Source organism: Streptomyces sp. NBC_00414 (assembly GCF_036038375.1).
Classification (GTDB): domain Bacteria; phylum Actinomycetota; class Actinomycetes; order Streptomycetales; family Streptomycetaceae; genus Streptomyces.
This window is the reverse complement of the sequence record NZ_CP107935.1, coordinates 8,115,352-8,137,245: the sequence shown is the minus strand read 5'-3', so window position 1 is coordinate 8,137,245 and position 21,894 is coordinate 8,115,352. Positions and strand designations below refer to the sequence as shown.

General features: G+C 69.3%; 15 protein-coding genes. 7 read left to right on the top strand and 8 right to left on the bottom strand.

Annotated features, from left to right (window positions below):
• Together dop and arc are read right to left on the bottom strand one after the other, a co-directional pair.
• Positions 1–1,512 carry a depupylase/deamidase Dop gene (dop, locus tag OHS59_RS35365; RefSeq protein ID WP_328497416.1) on the bottom strand — a complete coding sequence of 504 codons (1,512 nt, stop codon included), beginning with the start codon at positions 1,510–1,512 and terminating at the stop codon, positions 1–3.
• A 234-nt stretch (positions 1,513–1,746) separates the two neighbouring features.
• Positions 1,747–3,513 carry a proteasome ATPase gene (gene arc / locus OHS59_RS35360; protein ID WP_328497415.1) on the bottom strand — a complete coding sequence of 589 codons (1,767 nt, stop codon included), beginning with the start codon at positions 3,511–3,513 and terminating at the stop codon, positions 1,747–1,749.
• 251 nt (positions 3,514–3,764) lie between these two features.
• On the opposite strand from arc, the gene OHS59_RS35355 reads away from it, so the two are divergent.
• Entirely contained in the window at positions 3,765–4,070 is a 306-nt protein-coding gene (locus OHS59_RS35355) for a ferredoxin (protein WP_328497414.1), read from the top strand.
• Positions 4,071–4,180: 110 nt separating this feature from the next.
• Here the strand turns inward: OHS59_RS35355 and OHS59_RS35350 are convergent, their stop codons facing one another.
• The 3 genes from OHS59_RS35350 to OHS59_RS35340 form a co-directional block, all read right to left on the bottom strand.
• Positions 4,181–4,756: a hypothetical protein gene (locus OHS59_RS35350; RefSeq protein ID WP_328497413.1), complete on the bottom strand. Its 576-nt coding sequence runs from the start codon at positions 4,754–4,756 to the stop codon at positions 4,181–4,183.
• A gap of 189 nt (positions 4,757–4,945) precedes the next feature.
• Positions 4,946–5,851: a tRNA (adenine-N1)-methyltransferase gene (locus OHS59_RS35345; protein WP_328497412.1), complete on the bottom strand. Its 906-nt coding sequence runs from the start codon at positions 5,849–5,851 to the stop codon at positions 4,946–4,948.
• Positions 5,852–6,011: 160 nt separating this feature from the next.
• On the bottom strand, positions 6,012–7,589 hold the full coding sequence (locus OHS59_RS35340) for a site-2 protease family protein (RefSeq protein ID WP_328497411.1): 1,578 nt from the start codon (positions 7,587–7,589) through the stop codon (positions 6,012–6,014).
• A 182-nt stretch (positions 7,590–7,771) separates the two neighbouring features.
• Between OHS59_RS35340 and OHS59_RS35335 the strand changes: the two genes are divergently transcribed.
• Entirely contained in the window at positions 7,772–8,848 is a 1,077-nt protein-coding gene (locus tag OHS59_RS35335; protein ID WP_328497410.1) for a RecB family exonuclease, read from the top strand.
• A gap of 85 nt (positions 8,849–8,933) precedes the next feature.
• Positions 8,934–9,605, top strand: a complete 672-nt coding sequence (locus OHS59_RS35330) for a response regulator (protein ID WP_107019862.1) — start codon at positions 8,934–8,936, stop codon at positions 9,603–9,605.
• A gap of 152 nt (positions 9,606–9,757) precedes the next feature.
• Here the strand turns inward: OHS59_RS35330 and OHS59_RS35325 are convergent, their stop codons facing one another.
• The 3 genes from OHS59_RS35325 to metH all read right to left on the bottom strand — a co-directional run bounded on the left by OHS59_RS35325 (position 9,758) and on the right by metH (position 16,368).
• Positions 9,758–11,365: an ABC transporter substrate-binding protein gene (locus OHS59_RS35325; RefSeq protein ID WP_328497409.1), complete on the bottom strand. Its 1,608-nt coding sequence runs from the start codon at positions 11,363–11,365 to the stop codon at positions 9,758–9,760.
• 444 nt (positions 11,366–11,809) lie between these two features.
• Positions 11,810–12,511, bottom strand: coding sequence for an HAD family phosphatase (locus OHS59_RS35320; protein ID WP_328497408.1), 702 nt, complete (start codon positions 12,509–12,511; stop codon positions 11,810–11,812).
• A gap of 329 nt (positions 12,512–12,840) precedes the next feature.
• Positions 12,841–16,368: a methionine synthase gene (gene metH, locus OHS59_RS35315; protein WP_328497407.1), complete on the bottom strand. Its 3,528-nt coding sequence runs from the start codon at positions 16,366–16,368 to the stop codon at positions 12,841–12,843.
• A 271-nt stretch (positions 16,369–16,639) separates the two neighbouring features.
• Here metH and OHS59_RS35310 point away from each other — a divergent pair, with 271 nt between their 5' ends.
• The 4 genes from OHS59_RS35310 (at position 16,640) to OHS59_RS35295 (ending at position 21,875) form a co-directional block, all read left to right on the top strand.
• On the top strand, positions 16,640–17,407 hold the full coding sequence (locus OHS59_RS35310; RefSeq protein ID WP_328499480.1) for an IclR family transcriptional regulator: 768 nt from the start codon (positions 16,640–16,642) through the stop codon (positions 17,405–17,407).
• A gap of 394 nt (positions 17,408–17,801) precedes the next feature.
• Positions 17,802–18,590, top strand: a complete 789-nt coding sequence (locus OHS59_RS35305; RefSeq protein ID WP_328497406.1) for an MIP/aquaporin family protein — start codon at positions 17,802–17,804, stop codon at positions 18,588–18,590.
• A 114-nt stretch (positions 18,591–18,704) separates the two neighbouring features.
• A complete protein-coding gene (gene glpK, locus OHS59_RS35300) occupies positions 18,705–20,243 on the top strand; it encodes a glycerol kinase GlpK (protein WP_328497405.1) in 1,539 nt (512 codons plus the stop codon).
• Positions 20,244–20,249: 6 nt separating this feature from the next.
• Entirely contained in the window at positions 20,250–21,875 is a 1,626-nt protein-coding gene (locus OHS59_RS35295) for a glycerol-3-phosphate dehydrogenase/oxidase (RefSeq protein WP_328497404.1), read from the top strand.
• Positions 21,876–21,894: the final 19 nt, after the last annotated feature.

Sequence of the window (21,894 nt, the reverse complement as noted above, 5' to 3'; positions counted from 1 at the left end):
TCAGTTGCCCGACAGGACTTTGACCAGGTCTTCTGCCGTGCGACAGCGGTCGAGAAGCTCTTTCACGTGATTACGCGTTCCGCGAAGCGGCTCAAGGGTTGGGACGCGCTGGAGCGAGTCCCGGCCCGGCAGATCGAAGATCACCGAGTCCCAGGAGGCCGCCGCGACGTCGTCCGCGTACTGTTCGAGGCAGCGCCCGCGGAAGTACGCGCGGGTGTCCTCCGGCGGCTTGGTCTCGGCCCGCTCCACGTCCGTCTCGCCCAGCAGCCGCTTGATCCTGCCGCGGGCCACCAGACGGTTGTAGAGGCCCTTGTCGGCCCGTACGTCGGCGTACTGGAGGTCGACCAGGTGCAGCCGGGCCGCGTCCCAGTCGAGGTCGTCACGGCGCCGGTAGCCCTCCATGAGCTCCCGCTTGGCAACCCAGTCCAACTCGCCGGACAGGCTCATCGGATCGGTCTCCAGGCGGCCCAGGACGTCCTCCCAGCGCGTGAGCACGTCCTTGGTCTGGTCGTCCGCGTCGGCCCCGTAGCGCTCCTCGACGTACTTGCGCGCCAGTTCGAAGTACTCCATCTGTAGCTGGACCGCGGTGAGGGTCCGGCCGCTGCGGAGGGTGATCAGGCGCTTGAGGGACGGGTCGTGCGAGACCTGGTGCAGGGTGCGCACCGGCTGGTCCACGGCGAGGTCCACGGCGATGAAGCCGTCCTCGATCATGGACAGGACCAGGGCGGTCGTGCCGAGCTTGAGGTAGGTCGAGATCTCGGAGAGGTTCGCGTCGCCGATGATCACGTGCAGGCGGCGGTACTTCTCGGCGTCCGCGTGCGGCTCGTCGCGGGTGTTGATGATGGGGCGCTTCAGGGTGGTTTCTAGGCCCACCTCGACCTCGAAGTAGTCGGCGCGCTGGCTGAGCTGGAAGCCGTGTTCGTGGCCGTCCTGACCGATACCGACGCGGCCCGCTCCGGTGACGACCTGGCGTGAGACGAAGAACGGGGTGAGGTGGCGCACGATGTCCGAGAAGGGGGTCTCCCGCTTCATCAGGTAGTTCTCGTGCGTGCCGTAGGAGGCGCCCTTGTTGTCGGTGTTGTTCTTGTAGAGGTGGATCGGCTGGGCGCCGGGGAGCTGCGCCGCGCGCTCGGCTGCCTCCGCCATGATGCGTTCGCCGGCCTTGTCCCACAGGACGGCGTCCAGGGGGTTGGTCACTTCGGGGGAGCTGTATTCCGGGTGTGCGTGGTCCACGTACAGCCGCGCCCCGTTGGTGAGGATGACATTGGCCAGGCCGATGTCCTCGTCGGTGAGCTGACTGGAGTCGGCGGCTTCGCGGGCGAGGTCGAAGCCCCGCGCGTCCCGCAGCGGGTTCTCCTCCTCGAAGTCCCAGCGGGCCCGCCGGGCCCGGTGCATCGCCGCCGCGTAGGCGTTGACGATCTGGGACGAGGTGAGCATGGCATTGGCGTTGGGGTGGCCGGGGACGGAGATCCCGTATTCCGTCTCGATGCCCATTACTCGCCGTACGGTCATGCGGCCCTCCTTGCCCGGCGGCGCCCTCGGTCGGGGGCGCCGCTCAAGTACCGCTGGCGCTCCGGTGCGTGTGCGGTGCCCGTCCCCGCACTGCGCGACTCGGCGGTACCGAAGAGCCTAGAGCGCCTTTGCGCTGGTGGGGAGATCATTTGCGTCATTGCTCAGCTCCAGCTGTGCCCTGGAAAACAGTTGGCTGCGGGTGCCCGGTGAGGGCACCCGCAGCCACCCTGTCTTTTACAGGTACTGACCGGTGTTCGCCACCGTGTCGATGGAGCGTCCGGTGTCCGCGCCCTGCTTTCCGGTGATGAGTGTCCGGATGTAAACGATCCGTTCGCCCTTCTTTCCGGAGATTCGGGCCCAGTCGTCCGGGTTGGTGGTGTTCGGCAGGTCCTCGTTCTCCTTGAACTCGTCCACGCAGGCCTGCAGCAGGTGGGAGACCCGCAGACCCTTCTGGCTGTGTTCGAGGAAGTCCTTGATCGCCATCTTCTTGGCGCGGCCGACGATGTTCTCGATCATGGCGCCGGAGTTGAAGTCCTTGAAGTAGAGGACTTCCTTGTCGCCGTTCGCGTACGTGACTTCGAGGAAGCGGTTTTCCTCGGACTCGGTGTACATGTGCTCGACGGCGGTCTGGATCATGCTCTGGACGGTGGTGGTCTTGCTGCCTCCGTGCTCGCCGACGTCGTCGGGGTGCAGCGGGAGACGCTCGGTGAGGTACTTGGCGAAGATGTCCTTGGCCGCTTCGGCGTCCGGACGCTCGATCTTGATCTTCACGTCGAGCCGGCCGGGGCGCAGGATCGCGGGGTCGATCATGTCCTCGCGGTTCGAGGCGCCGATCACCACCACGTTCTGCAGGCCCTCCACGCCGTCGATCTCGGCGAGCAGCTGCGGGACGATGGTGTTCTCCACGTCCGAGCTGACGCCTGATCCACGGGTGCGGAAGAGGGATTCCATCTCGTCGAAGAAGACGATGACGGGGGTGCCCTCGCTGGCCTTCTCACGGGCGCGCTGGAAGACGAGGCGGATCTGCCGCTCGGTCTCGCCGACGTACTTGTTGAGGAGCTCGGGTCCCTTGATGTTGAGGAAGAAGCTCTTGCCCTGGGCCTGTCCGGTCACCTCGGCGACCTTCTTGGCCAGTGAGTTGGCGACGGCCTTGGCGATGAGCGTCTTGCCGCATCCGGGGGGCCCGTACAGCAGGACGCCCTTGGGCGGCCGCAGTTCGTGCTCCTTGAAGAGGTCGGGGTGGAGGTAGGGGAGCTCGACGGCGTCGCGGATCATCTCGATCTGGCCGCCCAGACCGCCGATCTGCTCGTAGCCGATGTCCGGGACTTCTTCGAGGACGAGTTCCTCGACCTCGCTCTTGGGCACGACCTCGTAGACGTAGCCGGAGCGGGGTTCGAGGAGGAGTGCGTCGCCGGGGCGGATGTTGATGTCGAGGAGTGGCTCGGCGAGCCGGACCACCCGTTCCTCGTCGGTGTGCCCCTGCACGAGGGCACGCTCACCGTCCTCCAGGATCTCCTTGAGGGTGACGATGTCGCCGACGCTCTCGTACTCCATGGCCTCGACCACGTTGAGAGCTTCGTTGAGCATCAGTTCCTGGCCGCGCCTGAGCTCTTCGAGCTCGACGCTGGGGCTGACGTTCACCCGGAGTTTGCGGCCCCCGGTGAAGATGTCGGCGGTGCCGTCCTCGTTCGCTGCGAGGAAGACCCCGAAGCCGGCCGGCGGCTGCGCGAGCCGGTCGACCTCCTCCTTGAGTGCCACGATCTGGTCGCGGGCCTCTCGGAGGGTGTTGGCCAGCCGCTCGTTCTGCGCGGACACGCCGGCCAGATTGGTCTGCAGCTCGACGATCCGCTCTTCGAGAATCCTCGTGTGTCGCGGAGAGTCGGCGAGCTTGCGTCGCAGGACGGCGATCTCCTGCTCAAGGTAGGCAATCTGCCCGGACGGGTCGTCGGACCCTCGTCCCGGGCGGATGCCGCGGTTCATGTCGTCGTCGTGGGCTGCCACGGTCCTCACCTCCTCCAAGGGGAGCTGGACGCTTCCAGACCCTACCTGGGTGGGTGTCGATTGAAACCCCTAGATCAAAAGACTGTCGGGGTGTGTCCGATCTTCACCCTTGCGCTCTCCCTCACGCCAGTGGAATACCCACCCAACATGATTGGGAAGCCGACGGAGGTAGGGTCGAAGTGTTCAACACCCGTCAGAGCTGGCGCGATTCCCCGTCTTCGGGCCGCTCTGCGCAGGAAACGGCAGGAGAAATGACCGTGCAGCAGGAGGCCGCAGTCGACGGCGAGGCGCTTGAGGTCTGGATCGACCAGGACCTGTGCACCGGCGACGGGATCTGCGCCCAGTACGCGCCCGAGGTGTTCGAACTGGACATCGACGGGCTGGCCTATGTGAAGAGCTCGGGCGACGAGCTCCTGCAGACCCCGGGGGCGACAACGCCCGTACCCCTGACGCTTCTGCGTGACGTCGCCGACTCCGCGAAGGAGTGCCCGGGCGACTGCATCCACGTACGCCGGGTGTCGGACAGCGTCGAGGTCTACGGTCCCGACGCGGAGTGAGCGGACGGGCACCTCGCGTCACGCGGGTGCCCGGTTCCTCCCGGTTGTCTTTCTTCTGTCTTTCTTCTCACACGGCCGGGTCCCGCACGTCCGGTCTCAGACGCCCGGGCTCACATGCTCCGGGCCGCGGGCGGTGTCGAGCGTACGAATGCGCCGTTCTTCCACTGCCACTTGGCGCCCTCGTTCACGTCGGGGCAGCAACTCGGTACGTCGGGCGAGGAGTAGCCGAGCAGGGTCGCGGTGACGGTGGCGTCGCGGACGGCGAAGTCCTGGACGGACAGTCGGTCCTTCGGGTCGACGAGGGTGGCGACGACCCTGGCCTTCGAGGTGCCCCCGGACCTGGTGAGGACGTAGACGCCGCTGGGCGGGGTGCCGGATCCGGCGTCGCAGCGGACCACGGCGACCGTCTCGGGGAGGCCGTCCCCGTCGAGGTCGCCCGAGGCCTTCTTCTGGACGAGGACCTTCGCGGGGCCGCAGTCCAGGGGGAAGTCGGCGCGGGCCGGGTCGGGGGGTGTCGTGGCCACCGGGGCGCTCTTCGCCTCGGTGCCGTGCTGGGCGGCCGTGGCCTCGTCGGGTTGCAGGAAGCCGGAGGCCGCGACGACCGCGGCGAGCGCCGCCGCCGTGGCGACCCAGTGGATCGGGCGGGTGTTCGTGTGGGCCAGTTCCGGGACGGCGGATTGCTGCACTAGGAAGTGTCTCCTGTGAGGGCTGTGCCGGTGGGGTGGCCAGCATGGTGCCACACGTCACACCGCGAGGGAACGGTGGGGTGCGGGGTACTGGCGGATCGTCAGGGGAAAAGAGCTGTGGCCGAGTTCCCGAGGGGTCCTCGGGAACTCGGCCACGGTGCTTTCGCGTTGTGTGCGGCAGGGGCCGGGTCAGCGGCCGGCGGCGCCCCCGTCGGCGTTCGGTCCGGTGTAGTCGTCGCCGTACGCGCCCTTGGAGGGGCGGCGGCGGCGCATGGGCGGCTCGACGCCGTCCGCGAGGCGGCGGGCGGTGAGCAGGAAGCCGGTGTGGCCGATCATCCGGTGGTCGGGGCGGACGGCCAGGCCCTCGATGTGCCAGTTGCGGACCATCGACTCCCAGGCGGTCGGCTCGTTGAAGCAGCCGATCTCGCGGATGGACTCGACGGTCCGTGCGAGCTGGGTGGTGGTGGCCACGTAGCAGCAGACGATGCCGCCGGGGACGAGCGCCTTGGAGACGGCCTCCAGGCACTCCCAGGGGGCCAGCATGTCGAGGACGACACGGTCCACCTCGGTGTCCGACAGGTTGTCCTGGAGGTCGCCGACGGTGAGCTGCCAGGCGGGGTGGGGGCCACCGAAGTAGCGCTCCACGTTCTGCTGGGCGATCTCGGCGAAGTCCTCGCGGCGCTCGTACGAGTGCAGCATTCCCTGGTCGCCGACGGCGCGGAGCAGGAAGGTGCTGAGGGAGCCGGAGCCCACGCCGGCTTCCACGACGCGTGCGCCGGGGAAGATGTCGGCGAAGGACAGGATCTGCCCCGCGTCCTTGGGGTAGACCACGGCGGCGCCGCGGGGCATGGACAGGACGTAGTCGGGGAGCAGGGGGCGCAGCGCCAGATAGGCGACGTTCCCCGTGGTGCGGACAACGCTGCCCTCGGGTGCGCCGATCAGCTCGTCGTGCGGGAAGGAACCCTTGTGGGTGTGGAAGTTCTTCCCCGCTTCGAGCGTGAACGTGTAGTGGCGGCCCTTGGGGTCGGTCAGCTGTACCTGGTCCCCGACCTTGAAGGGCCCGCGTCGGCGGGCGGCACCGGTCGGTTCGGACATGTCACTTACCCTACCGGCGATTGCGGAGGGGGCCGACCAGGGGCTCGCTGTGCTCCGGAGCGTGGCTCACCGCAGGTGCGTCGTGGCTGGTCGCGCCCACGCGGCGGAGCCGCATGTCGAGACGGCCCCGCGCCCCTGGAGGGCGCCCCGGGGGCCGGGCTCAGCTCGGGCGGGCCATTGCCTTGACGAAGGCCTTCTCGACGTCCGCCGCCGAGAGGACTCCGTAGATCTCGCCGGAGTCCTCCACCACGAGGTATTCGGTCGCCGGGGTCGCGCGCAGTACTTCCAGGAGGTCCTCGCCGGCCAGTTCGGCGGAGACGCGCATGCCGTCCGTCAGGTCCTGGGCGAGGCCGCTGACGGCGACCCAGGGGCGGCGGTGTTCCGGTACGCCCACGATGGCGGCCTCGCGGACGAGCGAGAGGGGGTCGCCGTCGGCGTCCACCACGACCAGGGCGCGGGCGCCGGCCTCGTTGGCGCGGCGCAGTGCTTCGGAGAGCGGGGTGTGGGTCTCGACGGGGACCGCGCGCCGGGTGAGGGCGCGGGCTCTCAGCTCGGGCAGGTGTTCCCGCAGACGGGCCACGCGCAGGCTGTTCCCGGCGCCGGTCCAGATGATCGCGGCGAGGATCGCGGCGAGCAGGGCGTCCATGACGGTGTCCATGCCGCCGATGTCCTCGGCGTCGGTGCCGAGGCCGCCGGAGTGGGTGAGCAGGGGCAGTCCGATGAGTACGGAGATCGCGAGGGCGCGGCCGACCCAGGCGGCGGCGACGGTGCCGCTCATCGGTTTGCCGGTGATCTTCCAGACGACGGCCCTGAGCATGCGGCCCCCGTCGAGGGGCAGGCCGGGGAGCAGGTTGAACGCGGCGACGATCAGGTTGGAGATCATCAGGCCGCCCAGGAGGACGCCGGGGACGGTGCCGGGTTCGACGGTCTGGAGGGCGAGGTAGAAGAGGCCGCTGAGGATGAGCGAGAGCAGTGGGCCGACGAAGGCGAGGACGAACTCGCGTCCGGGTGTCTCGGATTCCTTCTCGATCTCGGAGACGCCGCCGAAGAACTGCAGCTGGATCCGGCGCACGGGGAGCCCGAAGCGCAGGGCCGCGACCGTGTGCGCCAGTTCGTGGACGAGTACGGAGGCGTAGAAGGCGACGGCGAAGAAGAGCGAGACGAGGTAGCGGGCCATGCCCAGCTCGGGCAGGACGCGGTCGAGCTGGCCGCCGAAGACCCAGGTGATGAGTGCGGCGACGAGGAACCAGCTGGGTGCCACGTACACGGGTACGCCGAAGGGGCGTCCCATGAGGAGGCCGCCGCCGGGTTCCTTGGGGCGGCGGGGGGCGGGGCCCTTCTTGCCGCCGGGCGCCGGGGTGGTGTGGGCCTCGGACCTGTGGACCTCGGGCTGGTGGGCGTCCGGCTTGTGGGCGTCCGGCTTGTGGGTGTCGTGCGGCTGTCCGCCGGGGGCGTGGCCGGCCGGTCCCTCTTCCGCCGGAGCCGGGGGCGGAGCCGGGGCCTGGGTGCTGCCGGTTCCGGGCGCCTTGTGGAGGCGTACGGGCTCCGTGCCGTCCGTCGGTTCGGGGCGGGCCGGGGCCGCCGGTTCCGCCGCGGTGTCGGCTTCGTGCGGCTGCTGGTCGGAGGGCGGCCTGGCCGTCGTGGTCGCCGGGTCGCCGGGTCCCGGCTGACCCGTGCGGTGCTCGTCCGCCTCGTCAGTACCGGATCGCGGCTGCCCGCTCCCGCCGCTCTCGTCCACGATGTCCCCTCGTTCGACGCGTGTCCCGCTCGCGATCATGCACGCGAGAGGTCTTGTGGTCGATGGTATGCGGCCGTCGCGGCGTGTTCGGCCCCGGCACCCCCTCCGTTTCCCGGGCGGGCGCACGGCACGCAGGTCACCGTGTGTCGCGGTGTCAGTGGCGAGCCGTAAGGTCTGTCGTCATGGAAACCAGCACCGACGGCGTTGCCCGGCCCGGCTCCGAGGCCGTACCGGCGGACGACGCGGTCCAGCCGTCCGACGTCGTGGCCGCGCCGCCCGTGACCTCTCCGGCCGGGCAGCCAGGGGCCGCGCTGCCCCGGCCCGCCGACCCGGCGGCCGAGCGGGCGGGGGCCGCCGTCGAGCCCGCGGTCGCCCCGGCGGCCGACGGCGCCGAGGGAGGTTCGTCGGGCCGGATCAGGGTTGCCGTGGCTCCGGCCTCGTTGTCGCCCTCACGGGCCGGGGACTTCATGCAGTGTCCGTTGCTGTACCGGTTCCGGGTGATCGACAAGCTGCCCGAGAAGCCGAGCGAGGCGGCGACGCGCGGGACGCTGGTGCACGCGGTCCTTGAGCGGCTCTTCGACTCCCCCGCCACCGAGCGGACCGCGCCGCGCGCCAAGTCGCTGATCCCCGGTCAGTGGGACCGGCTGCGGGAGGCGAAGCCCGAGCTGGCCGAGCTGTTCACGGACTCGGACGAGGAGGCCGCGGGCGAGAAGCTGGCGCGCTGGCTCGGCGAGGCGGAGCGGCTGGTCGAGCGCTGGTTCACCCTGGAGGACCCGACCCGTCTCGAACCGGCCGAGCGTGAGCTGTTCGTGGAGGCGCAGCTCGACTCGGGCCTGAAGCTGCGGGGCATCATCGACCGTGTCGACGTGGCGCCCTCCGGCGAGGTGCGGATCGTCGACTACAAGACGGGCAAGGCCCCGCGTCCGGAGTACGCGGAGGGCGCCCTGTTCCAGATGAAGTTCTACGCCCTGGTGGTGTGGCGGCTGAAACAGGTCGTCCCGCGCCGACTCCAGCTCGTCTACCTGGGCAGCGGCGACGTGCTGACGTACGACCCGGTGCCGGCCGATCTGGAGCGGGTGGAGCGCAAGTTGCACTCGCTGTGGGAGGCGATCCGGCTCGCCACGGAGACCGGTGACTGGCGCCCGCGGCCCACCAAGCTCTGCGGCTGGTGCGATCACCAGGCGGTCTGTCCGGAATTCGGCGGTACTCCCCCGCCGTACCCGCTGCCGGTGCGGGAGCCCGGGTCCGGCGAGGCCTGAGCGCAGGGGTGGCCGCGGTGCCCCGCGGGCGTGCCGCGTGACTCCCGCAGGGCAGAATGGGCCCGGACTAGCGAAGGAGACTCACGTGGCCATCCGCGTCCTACTCGTCGACGACCAGCCGCTGTTGCGCACCGGTTTCCGGATGATCCTGGAGGCGGAGCAGGACATTGCGGTCGTCGGCGAGGCCGGTGACGGTCTCCAGGCGATCGATCAGGTCCGTGCCCTGCAGCCCGATGTGGTGCTGATGGACATCCGTATGCCGAGGATGGACGGTGTCGAGGCGACCCGGCAGATCACCGGCCCCGGCCGGGACGGTCCGGCGAAGGTGCTGGTCCTGACGACCTTCGACCTCGACGAGTACGTGGTGGAGGCCCTGCGTGCCGGGGCCAGTGGTTTCCTCCTGAAGGACGCCCCGGCCAACGAGTTGGTGCAGGCGATCCGGGTGGTGGCCGCGGGCGAGGCCATGCTGGCGCCGAGCATCACCCGTCGGCTGCTCGACAAGTACGCGGGCCATCTGCCCTCGGGCGACGAGCCGGTGCCCGACACCCTGCACACGCTGACCGAGCGTGAGGTCGAGGTGCTGAAGCTGGTGGCCCGCGGGTTGTCGAACGCGGAGATCGCGGCGGACCTGTTCGTCAGCGAGACCACGGTGAAGACGCACGTGGGCCACGTCCTGACGAAACTGGGGCTGCGGGACCGCGTGCAGGCCGCGGTGTACGCGTACGAGAGTGGTCTGGTGCGCCCCGGCGCGCAGTGACCGGGCGCGCGCCGCAGCGGTACTGACGAGAGATGGCCGCCCCCGGTCGAAGGGGGCGGCCATCTCTCGTGTGCGCGGGCCGCGGCCGGGGAGCAAGCGAATGGCCGGCCCCGCCTCGACGGCGGGACCGGCCATGTCGTTTTCGCCGAGCGTCAGTTGCTGCCCACTCCGCGGCCCAGCTCCCACAGCTGCAGGGTCGCCGAGGAGTTGATCGCGTACTCGGCGCCGGTGATGTCGTCCCGTACGGCGACATACTGCTTGCCCTGCCACAGCGGCAGCAGCGGGACGTCGTCGGCGACGATGCTCTGGATCTCCTCGATGCTCTTCGAGGCGGTGAGCCGGTCGGCCTCGCGGCGGGACTCCGGGATCAGGTTCTCCCGGATGCGCTTGTTCACGTACGGCGACGCGATGGTGTTGTCCTTGTCCAGGAACGGCGTCAGGAAGGTCTCCGCGTCCGGGAAGTCGGGGAACCAGCCCATGCCGTAGACGGCGAACTTGCCCTCACGCTGCTTGGGGCGGTAGGTGTCCCACTTCTCGCCCTTGATGTCGACGTCGAAGAGGCCCGTTTCGTTGAGCTGCTTCTGCAGCGTCTCGAACTCGGTCTTGGTGGCGGAGCCGTAGTGGTCCGTCGTGTAGTTCATCGTGAACTTCACCGGCGTCGTGATGTTCGCCGCGGTGAGGAGCGCCTTGGCCTTGGCGACGCTCGGCTCGCCGTACTCGTTGAAGAACGAGTTGGCGTGGCCGGTGACGGTGGCCGGGACCATCGAGTACAGCGGGTCGGCGCCCGAGCCGTACACCTTGGAGGTCAGTTCGCCGCGGTTGACGACGTGGGCGACCGCCTGGCGGACCGCCTTGTCCTTCAGCGTCGGCTTCTCGACGTCGAAGCCGATGTAACGGATCTCCAGCCCGGGCTGCTCGATCACGTCGATGTCGCTGTCCTTGGCGTTCTGCAGCTTCTTGATCTGGGCAGGCGACATGGTGCGGGTCATCATGTCGATGTCGCCCTTGTCGATCGCGGCGCCCATGGCGTCCGCGTCCTCGAAGGACCGCAGCTCGACCTTGTCGTTCTTGATGTCCGAGATCCCCTGGTAGTAGGGGTTCTTGGTGAAGACGACCTTGGTGACGTCGTCGCCCTTGGTCTCGGCCTTGAGGCTGTACGGGCCGGAGCCGCTGACATCGAGGCCGTTCCGCAGCTTGTTCTTGGCGTAGTCCTTGGGGTTCACGATGCCCGCGACCGGCGTGGTCAGCTTGAACGGGAAGGTGGCGTCGGCGCTCTTGAGGTGGAAGATCACCTCGCGGTCGCCCTTGGTCTCGACGGTGTCGACGGTCGACAGCAGGGCGTAGACCTCCGTGTCGGCCTTGATCTGCAGCGCGCGGTCGATGGAGAACTTCACGTCCTCGGCGGTGACCGGGTCGCCGTTGGAGAACTTGAGGTCCTTGCGCAGCGTGCAGGTGTACCGCTCGTTGCCGGAGTCGGTGAATCCGCACTCCTCGGCGGCCTCCGGAGTCGGGTCACCGCCGCCGTTGGGCATGGCCATCAGCGTCTGGACGGTCTGGCGCAGGACGTTCCAGGCGCCGACGTCGTACGCGTAGGCCGGGTCGAACGGGGCCGGTGTCTCCTTCGAGGCAGAGAACCGGTCGGTGGTACCGACGACGATCGCGTCGCCGCCGTCGCCCCCACTGTCGGAGCCGCCGCACGCGGCGAGGACAGAGGCGAGCAGACCGATCGCGGCCGGCAGCACCAAAGGCTTACGGTTCATGCTCGAAGTTCTCCAGAGCTGTTGATCCCACGGGCCCGGCAGGCCGGGGTGTTGCGGTCGGGCCACGGGGTTAAGTCACGGGGTTACGGCGATGTTCTCGCGATGAGATTAGTCGGCACCGGCAGGACGGTTCACAGGTACCGGAGTTGAGTTCCCATCACGCTGCGAAACCGGCTGTGGACGCACCGAAAAACCGACAGCGGAATGATTAGTACAGCGTTCCACGAATCGGGACACAAGGGCACGCCCGTGACCACTACAAAGGCTTCCCAGACACACTGGAAGCACTCTGTCGACCCCCTCCACAGTGGCGAACGTCACACCTTCAACCGTGTGTGGGAGTACCGGAATTCGGCCATCCGATGCGCGCGCCGGATGATCGAATTATTCCGGTGCTGTGACCACGTAGTTTTTCGCATTCGCTCGTGCACCGTGGGTGAACGATTAGCGCTTTTCCGTCATCAGCCCTCGCAGAAAAGTCAGGTCGACCTGTTCGAGGGACTGAACGACGGTCCTCCCCGTTGCCGGTGCGATCGGGGCCACGGAGGGTACGGCCACGACGTGGCAGCCCGCCGCCTCGGCCGCGGCCACGCCCGTCGCGGTGTCCTCGATGACCGCGCACCTGGCCGGATCCGCGCCGAGTCCGGCGGCCGCGATCAGATACGGGTCGGGGAAGGGCTTGGTGCGTTCCACCTCGTCGCCTGCGACGGTCAGGGCGAAGTTCTGGGCGCCGAGCGAGAGCAGGACGCGGTCGATGATGCGGCGGTGGGAGGCGGAGACCAGCGCGGTGGGGACGCCGTGTGCGGCGAGCTCTGCCAGGAGTCTCGCGGCGCCCGGCATCAGCGGCAGGCTCCGGGCGATGCGGTTCTCGAACCCGTCGTTCAGCAGCACCGTGAGCTCGGACAGGGTGATCGTGGCGCCGGTGGCCTCGATGAGGAAGGCGGCGCTGCGGGTCATGGGGCCGCCCACCACCACGTGGCGCCAGGAATCGTCCAGCCGGTGGCCGAGCTGGGCGAACACCTCGACCTCGGCGTCCCACCAGAAGCCCTCGGTGTCCACCAGGGTGCCGTCCATGTCGAGGAGTACGGCCTGGAGCGTGGAGCTTTCGGCCGTCCGGGTGCCTGGTGGGGGGACCGTACTGGTCATAGGCGCACCTCCGTGTAAGGGACGAGAAGGCCGGTTCCCTCCTGGGGAACCGGCCTGCACTGGACCGACCAGTGTACGTCGGTGCTCGCGCGGGCGCCTCTCGGATCTGGGCGGGTCCCCTGCGGGGGGCTGGGGGGCTTGGGGGTTGGTCGGCTGACGGGGCGTTGTGGTTGCTCGCGCCGTTCCCCGCGCCCCTAAAAAGATTGCGCCGTTCCCCGCGCCCCTGTAGGCGGGGCTGTGCCCCGTCAGGGGCGTGGGGAACTGCGCGGCCGGCCCTCACGCGCCCGCACCCCGGTCATGCACCGGTTGCCGCGTCCCTCAAGAAGTTCTCAACGGGCGTTGAAGTACTTCGCTTCCGGGTGGTGGATGACGATGGCGTCCGTGGACTGTTCCGGGTGGAGCTGGAACTCCTCCGAGAGGTGGACGCCGATGCGCTCGGGCTCCAGGAGGCGGGCGATCTTCGCACGGTCCTCCAGGTCGGGGCAGGCGCCGTAGCCGAGGGAGAAGCGGGCGCCGCGGTACTTGAGCGCGAACATGTCCTCGACGTCAGCCGGGTCCTCCCCCGCGAAGCCGAGTTCGGAGCGCACGCGTGCGTGCCAGTACTCGGCCAGCGCCTCGGCCAGCTGGACGGACAGGCCGTGCAGTTCGAGGTAGTCGCGGTAAGCGTTCGCCTCGAAGAGCTTGGCCGTCTCCTCACCGATCCGGTTGCCGACGGTGACGATCTGGAGGCCGACGACGTCCGTCTCGCCGGACTCCTCGGGCCGGAAGAAGTCGGCCAGGCACAGCCGGCGGCCACGGCGCTGGCGCGGGAAGGTGAAGCGGGTGCGCTCGTTGCCCTGGTCGTCGAGGAGGATCAGGTCGTCGTCCTTGGAGACGCAGGGGAAGTAGCCGTAGACGACGGCCGCTTCGAGCAGGTTTCCCGTCTGCAACTGGTCCAGGAGGCCGCGCAGCCGCGGCCTGCCCTCGGTCTCCACCAGCTCCTCGTACGTCGGCCCGTCGCCCGTGCGGGCCTGCTTGAGGCCCCACTGGCCCTTGAACAGCGCGCCCTCGTCGAGCCAGGACGCGTACTCCTTGAGCTGGATGCCCTTGATGACGCGGGTGCCCCAGAAGGGGGGCTCGGGGACGGGGTTGTCGACGGCCACGTCGGAGCGGGCGGCGCCCTCCTCGGGGCGTTCCTCGACGACCGGCTGGGCGTTGGCCCTGACCCGGCGCTGCTTCAGCTCGGGCAGCACGGCGCCCGGTACCCCGCGCTTGACCCCGATCAACGCGTCCATCAGGCGCAGGCCCTCGAACGCGTCGCGGGCGTAGCGGACCTCGCCGTCGTAGATCTCGTGGAGGTCCTGCTCGACGTACGCCCGGGTCAGGGCGGCGCCGCCGAGGATGACCGGGTAGTCGGCGGCCATCTTGCGCTGGTTGAGCTCCTCCAGGTTCTCCTTCATGATCACCGTGGACTTGACCAGCAGGCCCGACATGCCGATGACGTCGGCGCGGTGTTCCTGGGCGGCTTCGAGGATCGCGGAGACGGGCTGCTTGATACCGAGGTTGACCACGGTGTAGCCGTTGTTGGAGAGGATGATGTCGACGAGGTTCTTGCCGATGTCGTGCACGTCGCCGCGCACGGTGGCCAGCACGATGGTGCCCTTGCCCTCGTCGTCGGTCTTCTCCATGTGCGGCTCCAGGTGGGCCACCGCGGTCTTCATCACCTCGGCGGACTGGAGCACGAACGGCAGTTGCATCTGGCCGGAACCGAACAGTTCGCCGACGACCTTCATGCCGTCGAGGAGCGTCTCGTTGACGATGTCCAGGGCCGGGCGCTCCTTCAGGGCGTCGTCCAGGTCCTGTTCGAGGCCGTTCTTCTCGCCGTCGATGATGCGCCGCTTGAGCCGCTCGTCCAGGGGCAGGGCGGCGAGTTCCTCGGCGCGGCCCGCCTTGCGGGACTTGCTGGTGGCGCCCTCGAACAGCGCCATCAGCTTCTGCAGCGGGTCGTAGCCCTCGCGGCGGCGGTCGTGGATGAGGTCGAGGGCGGTGGTGACCTCCTCCTCGGTGAAGCGGGCGATCGGCAGGATCTTCGAGGCGTGCACGATCGCCGAGTCGAGGCCGGCCTTGACGCACTCGTCGAGGAAGACCGAGTTGAGCAGGACGCGCGCGGCCGGGTTGAGGCCGAAGGAGATGTTCGACAGACCGAGGGTGGTCTGGACGTCGGGGTGGCGCTGCTTGAGCTGCCGGATCGCCTCGATCGTGGCGATGCCGTCGCCCCGGGACTCCTCCTGGCCGGTGCAGATGGTGAAGGTCAGGGTGTCGATGAGGATGTCCGACTCGTGGATGCCCCAGTTGCCGGTGAGGTCGGCGATGAGCCGCTCGGCGATCGCCACCTTGTGCTCGGGCGTACGGGCCTGGCCCTCCTCGTCGATGGTGAGGGCGATGAGCGCGGCGCCGTGCTCCTGCGCGAGCTTGGTGACCTTCGCGAAGCGGGAGTCGGGGCCGTCGCCGTCCTCGTAGTTGACGGAGTTGATGACCGCGCGTCCGCCGAGCTTCTCCAGCCCGGCGCGGATGACGTCGACCTCGGTGGAGTCCAGGACGATCGGCAGGGTGGAGGCGGTGGCGAAGCGGCCGGCCAGCTCCTCCATGTCGGCGACGCCGTCGCGGCCCACGTAGTCGACGCAGAGGTCGAGCATGTGCGCGCCCTCGCGGATCTGGTCGCGGGCGATCTCCACACAGTCGTCCCAGCGGCCTTCGAGCATGGCCTCGCGGAACTTCTTCGAGCCGTTGGCGTTGGTGCGCTCGCCGATCGCCATGTAGGCGGTGTCCTGGCGGAACGGCACGGTCTGGTAGAGCGAGGCGGCGCCGGGCTCGGGGCGCGGGTCGCGCGGGGCCGGCGTGAGGCCCCGTACGCGCTCGACGACCTGTCGCAGGTGCTCGGGGGTCGTGCCGCAGCAGCCGCCGATCAGGGAGAGGCCGTACTCGGTGACGAAGGTTTCCTGGGCGTCGGCGAGTTCGGGTGCGGTCAGCGGGTAGTGGGCGCCGTTCTTGCCGAGGACCGGGAGACCCGCGTTCGGCATGCAGGACAGCGGGATGCGGGAGTGGCGGGCCAGATAGCGCAGGTGCTCGCTCATCTCGGCGGGCCCGGTGGCGCAGTTCAGGCCGATCATGTCGATGCCGAGCGGTTCGAGGGCGGTGAGCGCGGCGCCGATCTCCGAGCCGAGAAGCATGGTGCCGGTGGTCTCGACGGTCACGGAGACGATCAGCGGCAGGTCCACGCCCAGCTTCTCCAGGGCCCGGCGGGCGCCCAGCACGGACGCCTTGGTCTGCAGCAGGTCCTGGGTGGTCTCCACGAGCAGCGCGTCGGCGCCGCCGACGATCATGCCCTCGGCGTTCCGCTGGTAGGCGTCACGCAGGAGGGTGTACGGGGCGTGGCCGAGGGTCGGCAGCTTGGTGCCGGGGCCCATGGAGCCCAGGACCCAGCGCTGCTGCCCGGTGGAGGCGGTGAACTCGTCGGCGACCTCGCGGGCGATGCGGGCGCCGGACTCGGAGAGCTCGAAGACGCGGTCGGCGATGTCGTACTCGGCGAGGGCCGCGTGGTTGGCGCCGAAGGTGTTGGTCTCGACGCAGTCGACGCCGACCGCGAAGTACTCCTGGTGGACGGAGCGCACGATGTCGGGGCGCGTGAGGTTCAGGATCTCGTTGCAGCCCTCAAGGTTCTCGAAGTCCTCAAGGGTCGGATCCTGTGCCTGGAGCATCGTGCCCATCGCGCCGTCGGCCACCACCACACGGGTGGCGAGCGCCTCGCGGAGGGCGTCGGTCCTGGCCCGGCTGTAGGCCGAGTCGGACGGAAGGGACGGGTTCGGCAACGAGGCCATGGAAAATGCTCCCTGGGGTGCGACGGCTGTCGGCTTTGCGCTTCTCGTGGAAGGCGCACGCCGTCAGGGTAGCCCGCGACGGCACCGAAGGGGCGGGAGCGTCCACGGGACGGACGCGGGATCCGTACCCGGCGTCGGCCGGGATGCGTTCGCAACTCATCACGACCACCCATTAGCGGGAGGTCGGCGATGAGCGGTAATGTTCGACATTGCCGAACGGTGGCAGCGAAGCGGCGACCGACGGTCCAAGGGGACGGAGGGCACGACGGCGATGGCACGGAACATCCAGTCGCTCGAACGGGCGGCCGCGATGCTGCGGCTGCTCGCGGGCGGGGAGCGGCGGCTCGGCCTGTCGGACATCGCCTCGTCGCTGGGCCTGGCGAAGGGCACGGCCCACGGGATCCTGCGCACGCTGCAGCAGGAGGGCTTCGTCGAGCAGGACGGGCCCTCCGGGCGCTACCAGCTGGGCGCCGAGCTGCTGCGTCTCGGGACGACCTATCTCGATGTGCACGAACTGCGGGCGCGCGCCCTGGTGTGGACCGACGACCTGGCCCGCTCCAGCGGCGAGAGCGTCTACCTGGGGGTGCTGCACCAGCAGGGCGTGCTGATCGTGCACCACGTGTTCAGGCCCGACGACAGCCGGCAGGTGCTGGAGGTCGGGGCCATGCAGCCCCTGCACTCCACGGCGCTGGGCAAGGTCCTGTCGGCGTACGACCCGGTGGCGCACAGCGAGGTGCTGGAGGCCGAGCGCGAGGAGTTCACGGCGCGCACGGTCAGTACGCCCGAGGCGTTCGAGGGCATTCTCGACCTCACCCGCGCGCGCGGGTACGCGGCCGACGTCGAGGAGACCTGGACAGGAGTGGCCTCGGTGGCCGCGCCCATTCACAACCAGCGGCGGATGCCGGTCGGCGCGGTGGGGGTCACGGGGGCGGTGGAGCGCGTCTGCGACAAGGACGGCGAGCTGCGTCCCGAGCTGATCGCCGCCGTCCGCGACTGCGCCCGCTCGGTGTCCAGGGACCTGGGCGCCGGGCGGTTCTGAGTCCGGGCCGGGCCCGCGCCGGACCCTGAGCGGGTCCGGGCCGAGTCCGGGCCCCCGATTGTGGGAAGAAGGCCGGTACGTCGATGACGTACCGGCCTTCTTCGCGCTCCCTCGGACACGGAACGTTCCTGCTCGCACGTGGTGTGCGGGCGTTTTCATGATCGATAGGTCACAGCGATCAATAACGATCGCGTTTTCGATAACAGGGGCCTTGACGAGGTGGTATTGGCAGAGCGAGACTCCCGTCCATCGGTCGGCATTGTCGAACACCTACCGGCAATACGCGTTAGAGTGTGACAAGGCCAAGGGCCGGCAACGACCTCACCTGAGGTCGCGAACCACCGGAGGGACCCGGGGTTCGCCTTCCCCTGGACGAAGGACAAAGGAGTCGCGGGTGTCCAGCTCCGACATCTTCATCGGCGAGACCATAGGTACCGCCATACTCATCCTGCTCGGCGGTGGCGTGTGCGCCGCCGTCACGCTGAAGGCCTCGAAGGCACGCAACGCCGGGTGGCTCGCCATCACGTTCGGATGGGGCTTCGCGGTACTGACCGCGGTGTACACCTCGGCGCCTCTCTCCGGTGCCCATCTGAACCCGGCCGTCACCCTCGGCATCGCGATCAAGGACGACGACTGGAGCAACGTCCTGACCTATTGGTCGGGCCAGCTCCTCGGCGCCATGATCGGTGCGGCGCTCGTGTGGATCGCGTACTACGGACAGTTCCTCGCGCACCTCACCGACCGCGAGATCGTGGGCGGCCCCGGTGCGCAGGACGTCAAGTCCGTGGAGGCACGGGAGGCCAAGGCCGGCCCGGTGCTCGGCATCTTCTCCACCGGCCCGGAGGTCCGGGTCGCGTGGCAGAACGTCGCCACCGAGATCATCGGCACGACCGTGCTGGTGCTCGCGGTCCTCACGCAGGGGCTCAACGACAGCGGCAAGGGTCTCGGCACGCTGGGCGCGCTGATCACCGCCCTCGTCGTCGTCAGCATCGGCCTCTCGCTCGGTGGCCCGACGGGCTACGCGATCAACCCGGCCCGTGACCTCGGTCCGCGCATCGTGCACGCCCTGCTGCCCCTGCCCAACAAGGGCGGGTCGGACTGGAGCTACGCCTGGATCCCGGTCGTGGGTCCGCTGATCGGCGGAGCGATCGCCGCAGGCCTCTACAACGTCGCTTTTGCTTAGAGCCGTACGTCCGCTCGGCGCCGACGTCCGTCCGGTACGGGACGGACGTCGGCCGGAGCCGAAGGCAATACGCCGTAAGCCAGCCTCACATCCACGGACTTTCAGGAGCACACCGTGACCGACGCGCACACCGCCGGGCCGTTCATCGCCGCGATCGACCAGGGCACCACCTCCAGCCGCTGCATCGTCTTCGACCGGGACGGTCGGATCGTCTCCGTCGACCAGAAGGAGCACGAGCAGATCTTCCCGAAGCCGGGCTGGGTGGAGCACAACGCCACCGAGATCTGGACCAACGTGGAGGAGGTCGTCGCCTCGGCCATCGAGAAGGCCGGCATCACCCGCGACGACATCAAGGCCATCGGCATCACCAACCAGCGCGAGACGACGCTGCTGTGGGACAAGAACACCGGTGAGCCCGTCCACAACGCCCTCGTCTGGCAGGACACCCGCACCGACGCGCTCTGCAAGGAGCTCGGCCGCAACGTCGGCCAGGACCGCTTCCGCCGCCAGACCGGCCTGCCCCTCGCGTCGTACTTCGCGGGACCGAAGGCCCGCTGGCTGCTCGACAACGTCGAGGGCCTGCGCGAGCGCGCCGAGGCCGGCGACATCCTCTTCGGCACGATGGACAGCTGGGTCATCTGGAACCTGACGGGCGGTGTGAACGGCGGAAGGCACGTCACCGACGTCACCAACGCCTCCCGCACGATGCTGATGAACCTGCACACCATGCAGTGGGACGAGCAGATCGCCGAGTCCATCGGTGTCCCGATGGCGATGCTGCCCGAGATCCGCTCCTCCGCCGAGGTGTACGGCGAGATCACCGGCGGCAAGCTGGGCGACCTGCTCGGCGGCATCCCGGTCGCCTCCGCGCTCGGCGACCAGCAGGCGGCCCTGTTCGGCCAGACCTGTTTCTCCGAGGGCGAGGCCAAGTCCACGTACGGCACCGGCACGTTCATGCTGATGAACACCGGTGACAAGCTCATCAACTCGTACAGCGGCCTGCTGACCACCGTCGGTTACCAGATCGGCGACCAGAAGCCGGTCTACGCCCTTGAGGGTTCCATCGCCGTCACCGGTTCGCTCGTCCAGTGGATGCGCGACCAGATGGGCCTGATCAAGTCCGCCGCGGAGATCGAGACGCTCGCGCTGTCGGTCGAGGACAACGGCGGCGCGTACTTCGTGCCGGCCTTCTCCGGTCTGTTCGCCCCGTACTGGCGTCCCGACGCCCGCGGTGTGATCACCGGCCTGACCCGGTACGTCACCAAGGCGCACATCGCGCGCGCCGTCCTGGAGGCCACCGCCTGGCAGACCCGTGAGATCAGCGACGCCATGACGAAGGACTCCGGCGTCGAGCTCACGGCCCTCAAGGTCGACGGCGGCATGACCTCCAACAACCTGCTGATGCAGACCCTGGCCGACGTCCTGGACGCACCCGTGGTGCGCCCGATGGTCGCCGAGACCACCTGCCTCGGCGCCGCCTACGCCGCCGGTCTCGCCGTCGGCTTCTGGACGAACACCGAGGACCTGCGCGCCAACTGGCGCCGGGCCGCGGAATGGACCCCGAACATGGCCGCGGAGACCCGCGACCGTGAGTACAAGAGCTGGCTCAAGGCCGTCGAGCGGACCATGGGCTGGATCGAGGACGAGGAGTAGATCGCAATGACCACCCTGCAGAGTGTCCCGGCTCTTGGGACGCACCCGGCCGACGGCTCCGCCGCGTTCCATGCGAAGGCAGTGGGCCGCGCCGAGACCCGGGAGCAGCTGTCCAAGTCGACATACGACCTCCTGGTGATCGGTGGCGGAATCCTGGGCATCTCCACCGCCTGGCATGCCGCACAGTCGGGCCTGCGGGTGGCCCTGGTCGACGCCGGCGACTTCGCCGGCGCGACCTCCTCCGCCTCCTCCAAGCTGCTCCACGGCGGTCTGCGCTACCTGCAGACCGGCGCGGTGAAGCTGGTGGCGGAGAACCACTTCGAGCGCCGTGCGGTCTCCCGTCAGGTGGCCCCCCACCTGGCGAACCCGCTCACGTTCTACCTCCCCGTGTACAAGGGCGGGCCGCACGGCGCGGCGAAGCTGGGCGCGGGTGTCTTCGCGTACTCGGCGCTGTCGGCCTTCGGCGACGGTGTGGGCCATCTGCTCTCGCCGTCGAAGGCCGCGCAGGACGTTCCCGAGCTGCGTACGGACAATTTGAAGGCCGTGGCCGTGTACGGCGACGACCAGATGAACGACTCGCGGATGGCGCTGATGACGGTCCGCGCGGCCGTCGAGTCGGGTGCCACCGTGCTCAACCACGCCGCGGTCACCGGCCTGCGCTTCACCCGGGGGCGGGTGACCGGCGCCGAGCTGAAGGACACGCTCTCCGGTGACGAGTTCGGCGTGTCGGCGCGCCTCGTGCTGAACGCGACCGGGCCGTGGGTGGACCACCTGCGCAAGATGGAGGACGAGAACGCGGCGCCGTCCATCCGCCTCTCCAAGGGCGCGCACCTGGTCCTCAAGCGCACCTCCCCCTGGAAGGCCGCGCTGGCCACACCGATCGACAAGTACCGCATCACGTTCGCCCTCCCGTGGGAGGACATGCTGCTGCTCGGCACGACCGACGAGGAGTACGAGGGCGACCCGGCGGACGTCTCGGTCACCGAGAAGGACATCGCCCAGATCCTGGACGAGGCCGCGTTCTCGATCCGCGACAAGCAGCTGACCCGCGACCTGATCACGTACTCCTTCGCGGGGCTGCGCGTCCTGCCCGGCGGCCCCGGCGACACGTCGAAGGCCAAGCGGGAGACGGTCGTCACCGAGGGCCGGGGCGGGATGCTGTCCGTCGCGGGCGGCAAGTGGACGACCTTCCGGCACATCGGCCGGACCGTCATGAAGCAGCTGGAGTCGCTGCCGGGCCGGCCGCTCGGCGAGGACTTCGAGCCGGTCTCCGCGCTGCCGAAGAAGCTGCCGCTGCCGGGTGTCGCCAACCCGCGCGCGGTCGCGCACCGGCTCCTGGTCGACTCCCCCGCGCCCGCTCCGCGGATGGGCGCCGACACCGCCAAGCACCTGGCGACGCACTACGGTTCGCTGGCCTTCGACATCGCCCGTCTCGCCGAGGACAACCCGGAGCTGGCCCAGCGCGTGCACGAGGACGCGCCCGAGATCTGGGCGCAGGTCGTGTACGCCCGCGACAACGAGTGGGCGGAGACGGCGGACGACGTCCTGCGCCGCCGCACGACCTTGACGATCCGCGGCCTCGCGAACGACGAGATACGCGGCAAGGTCCAGAACCTGCTCGACAACAAGTAGGCCCGCCTGCCCCCTTGGG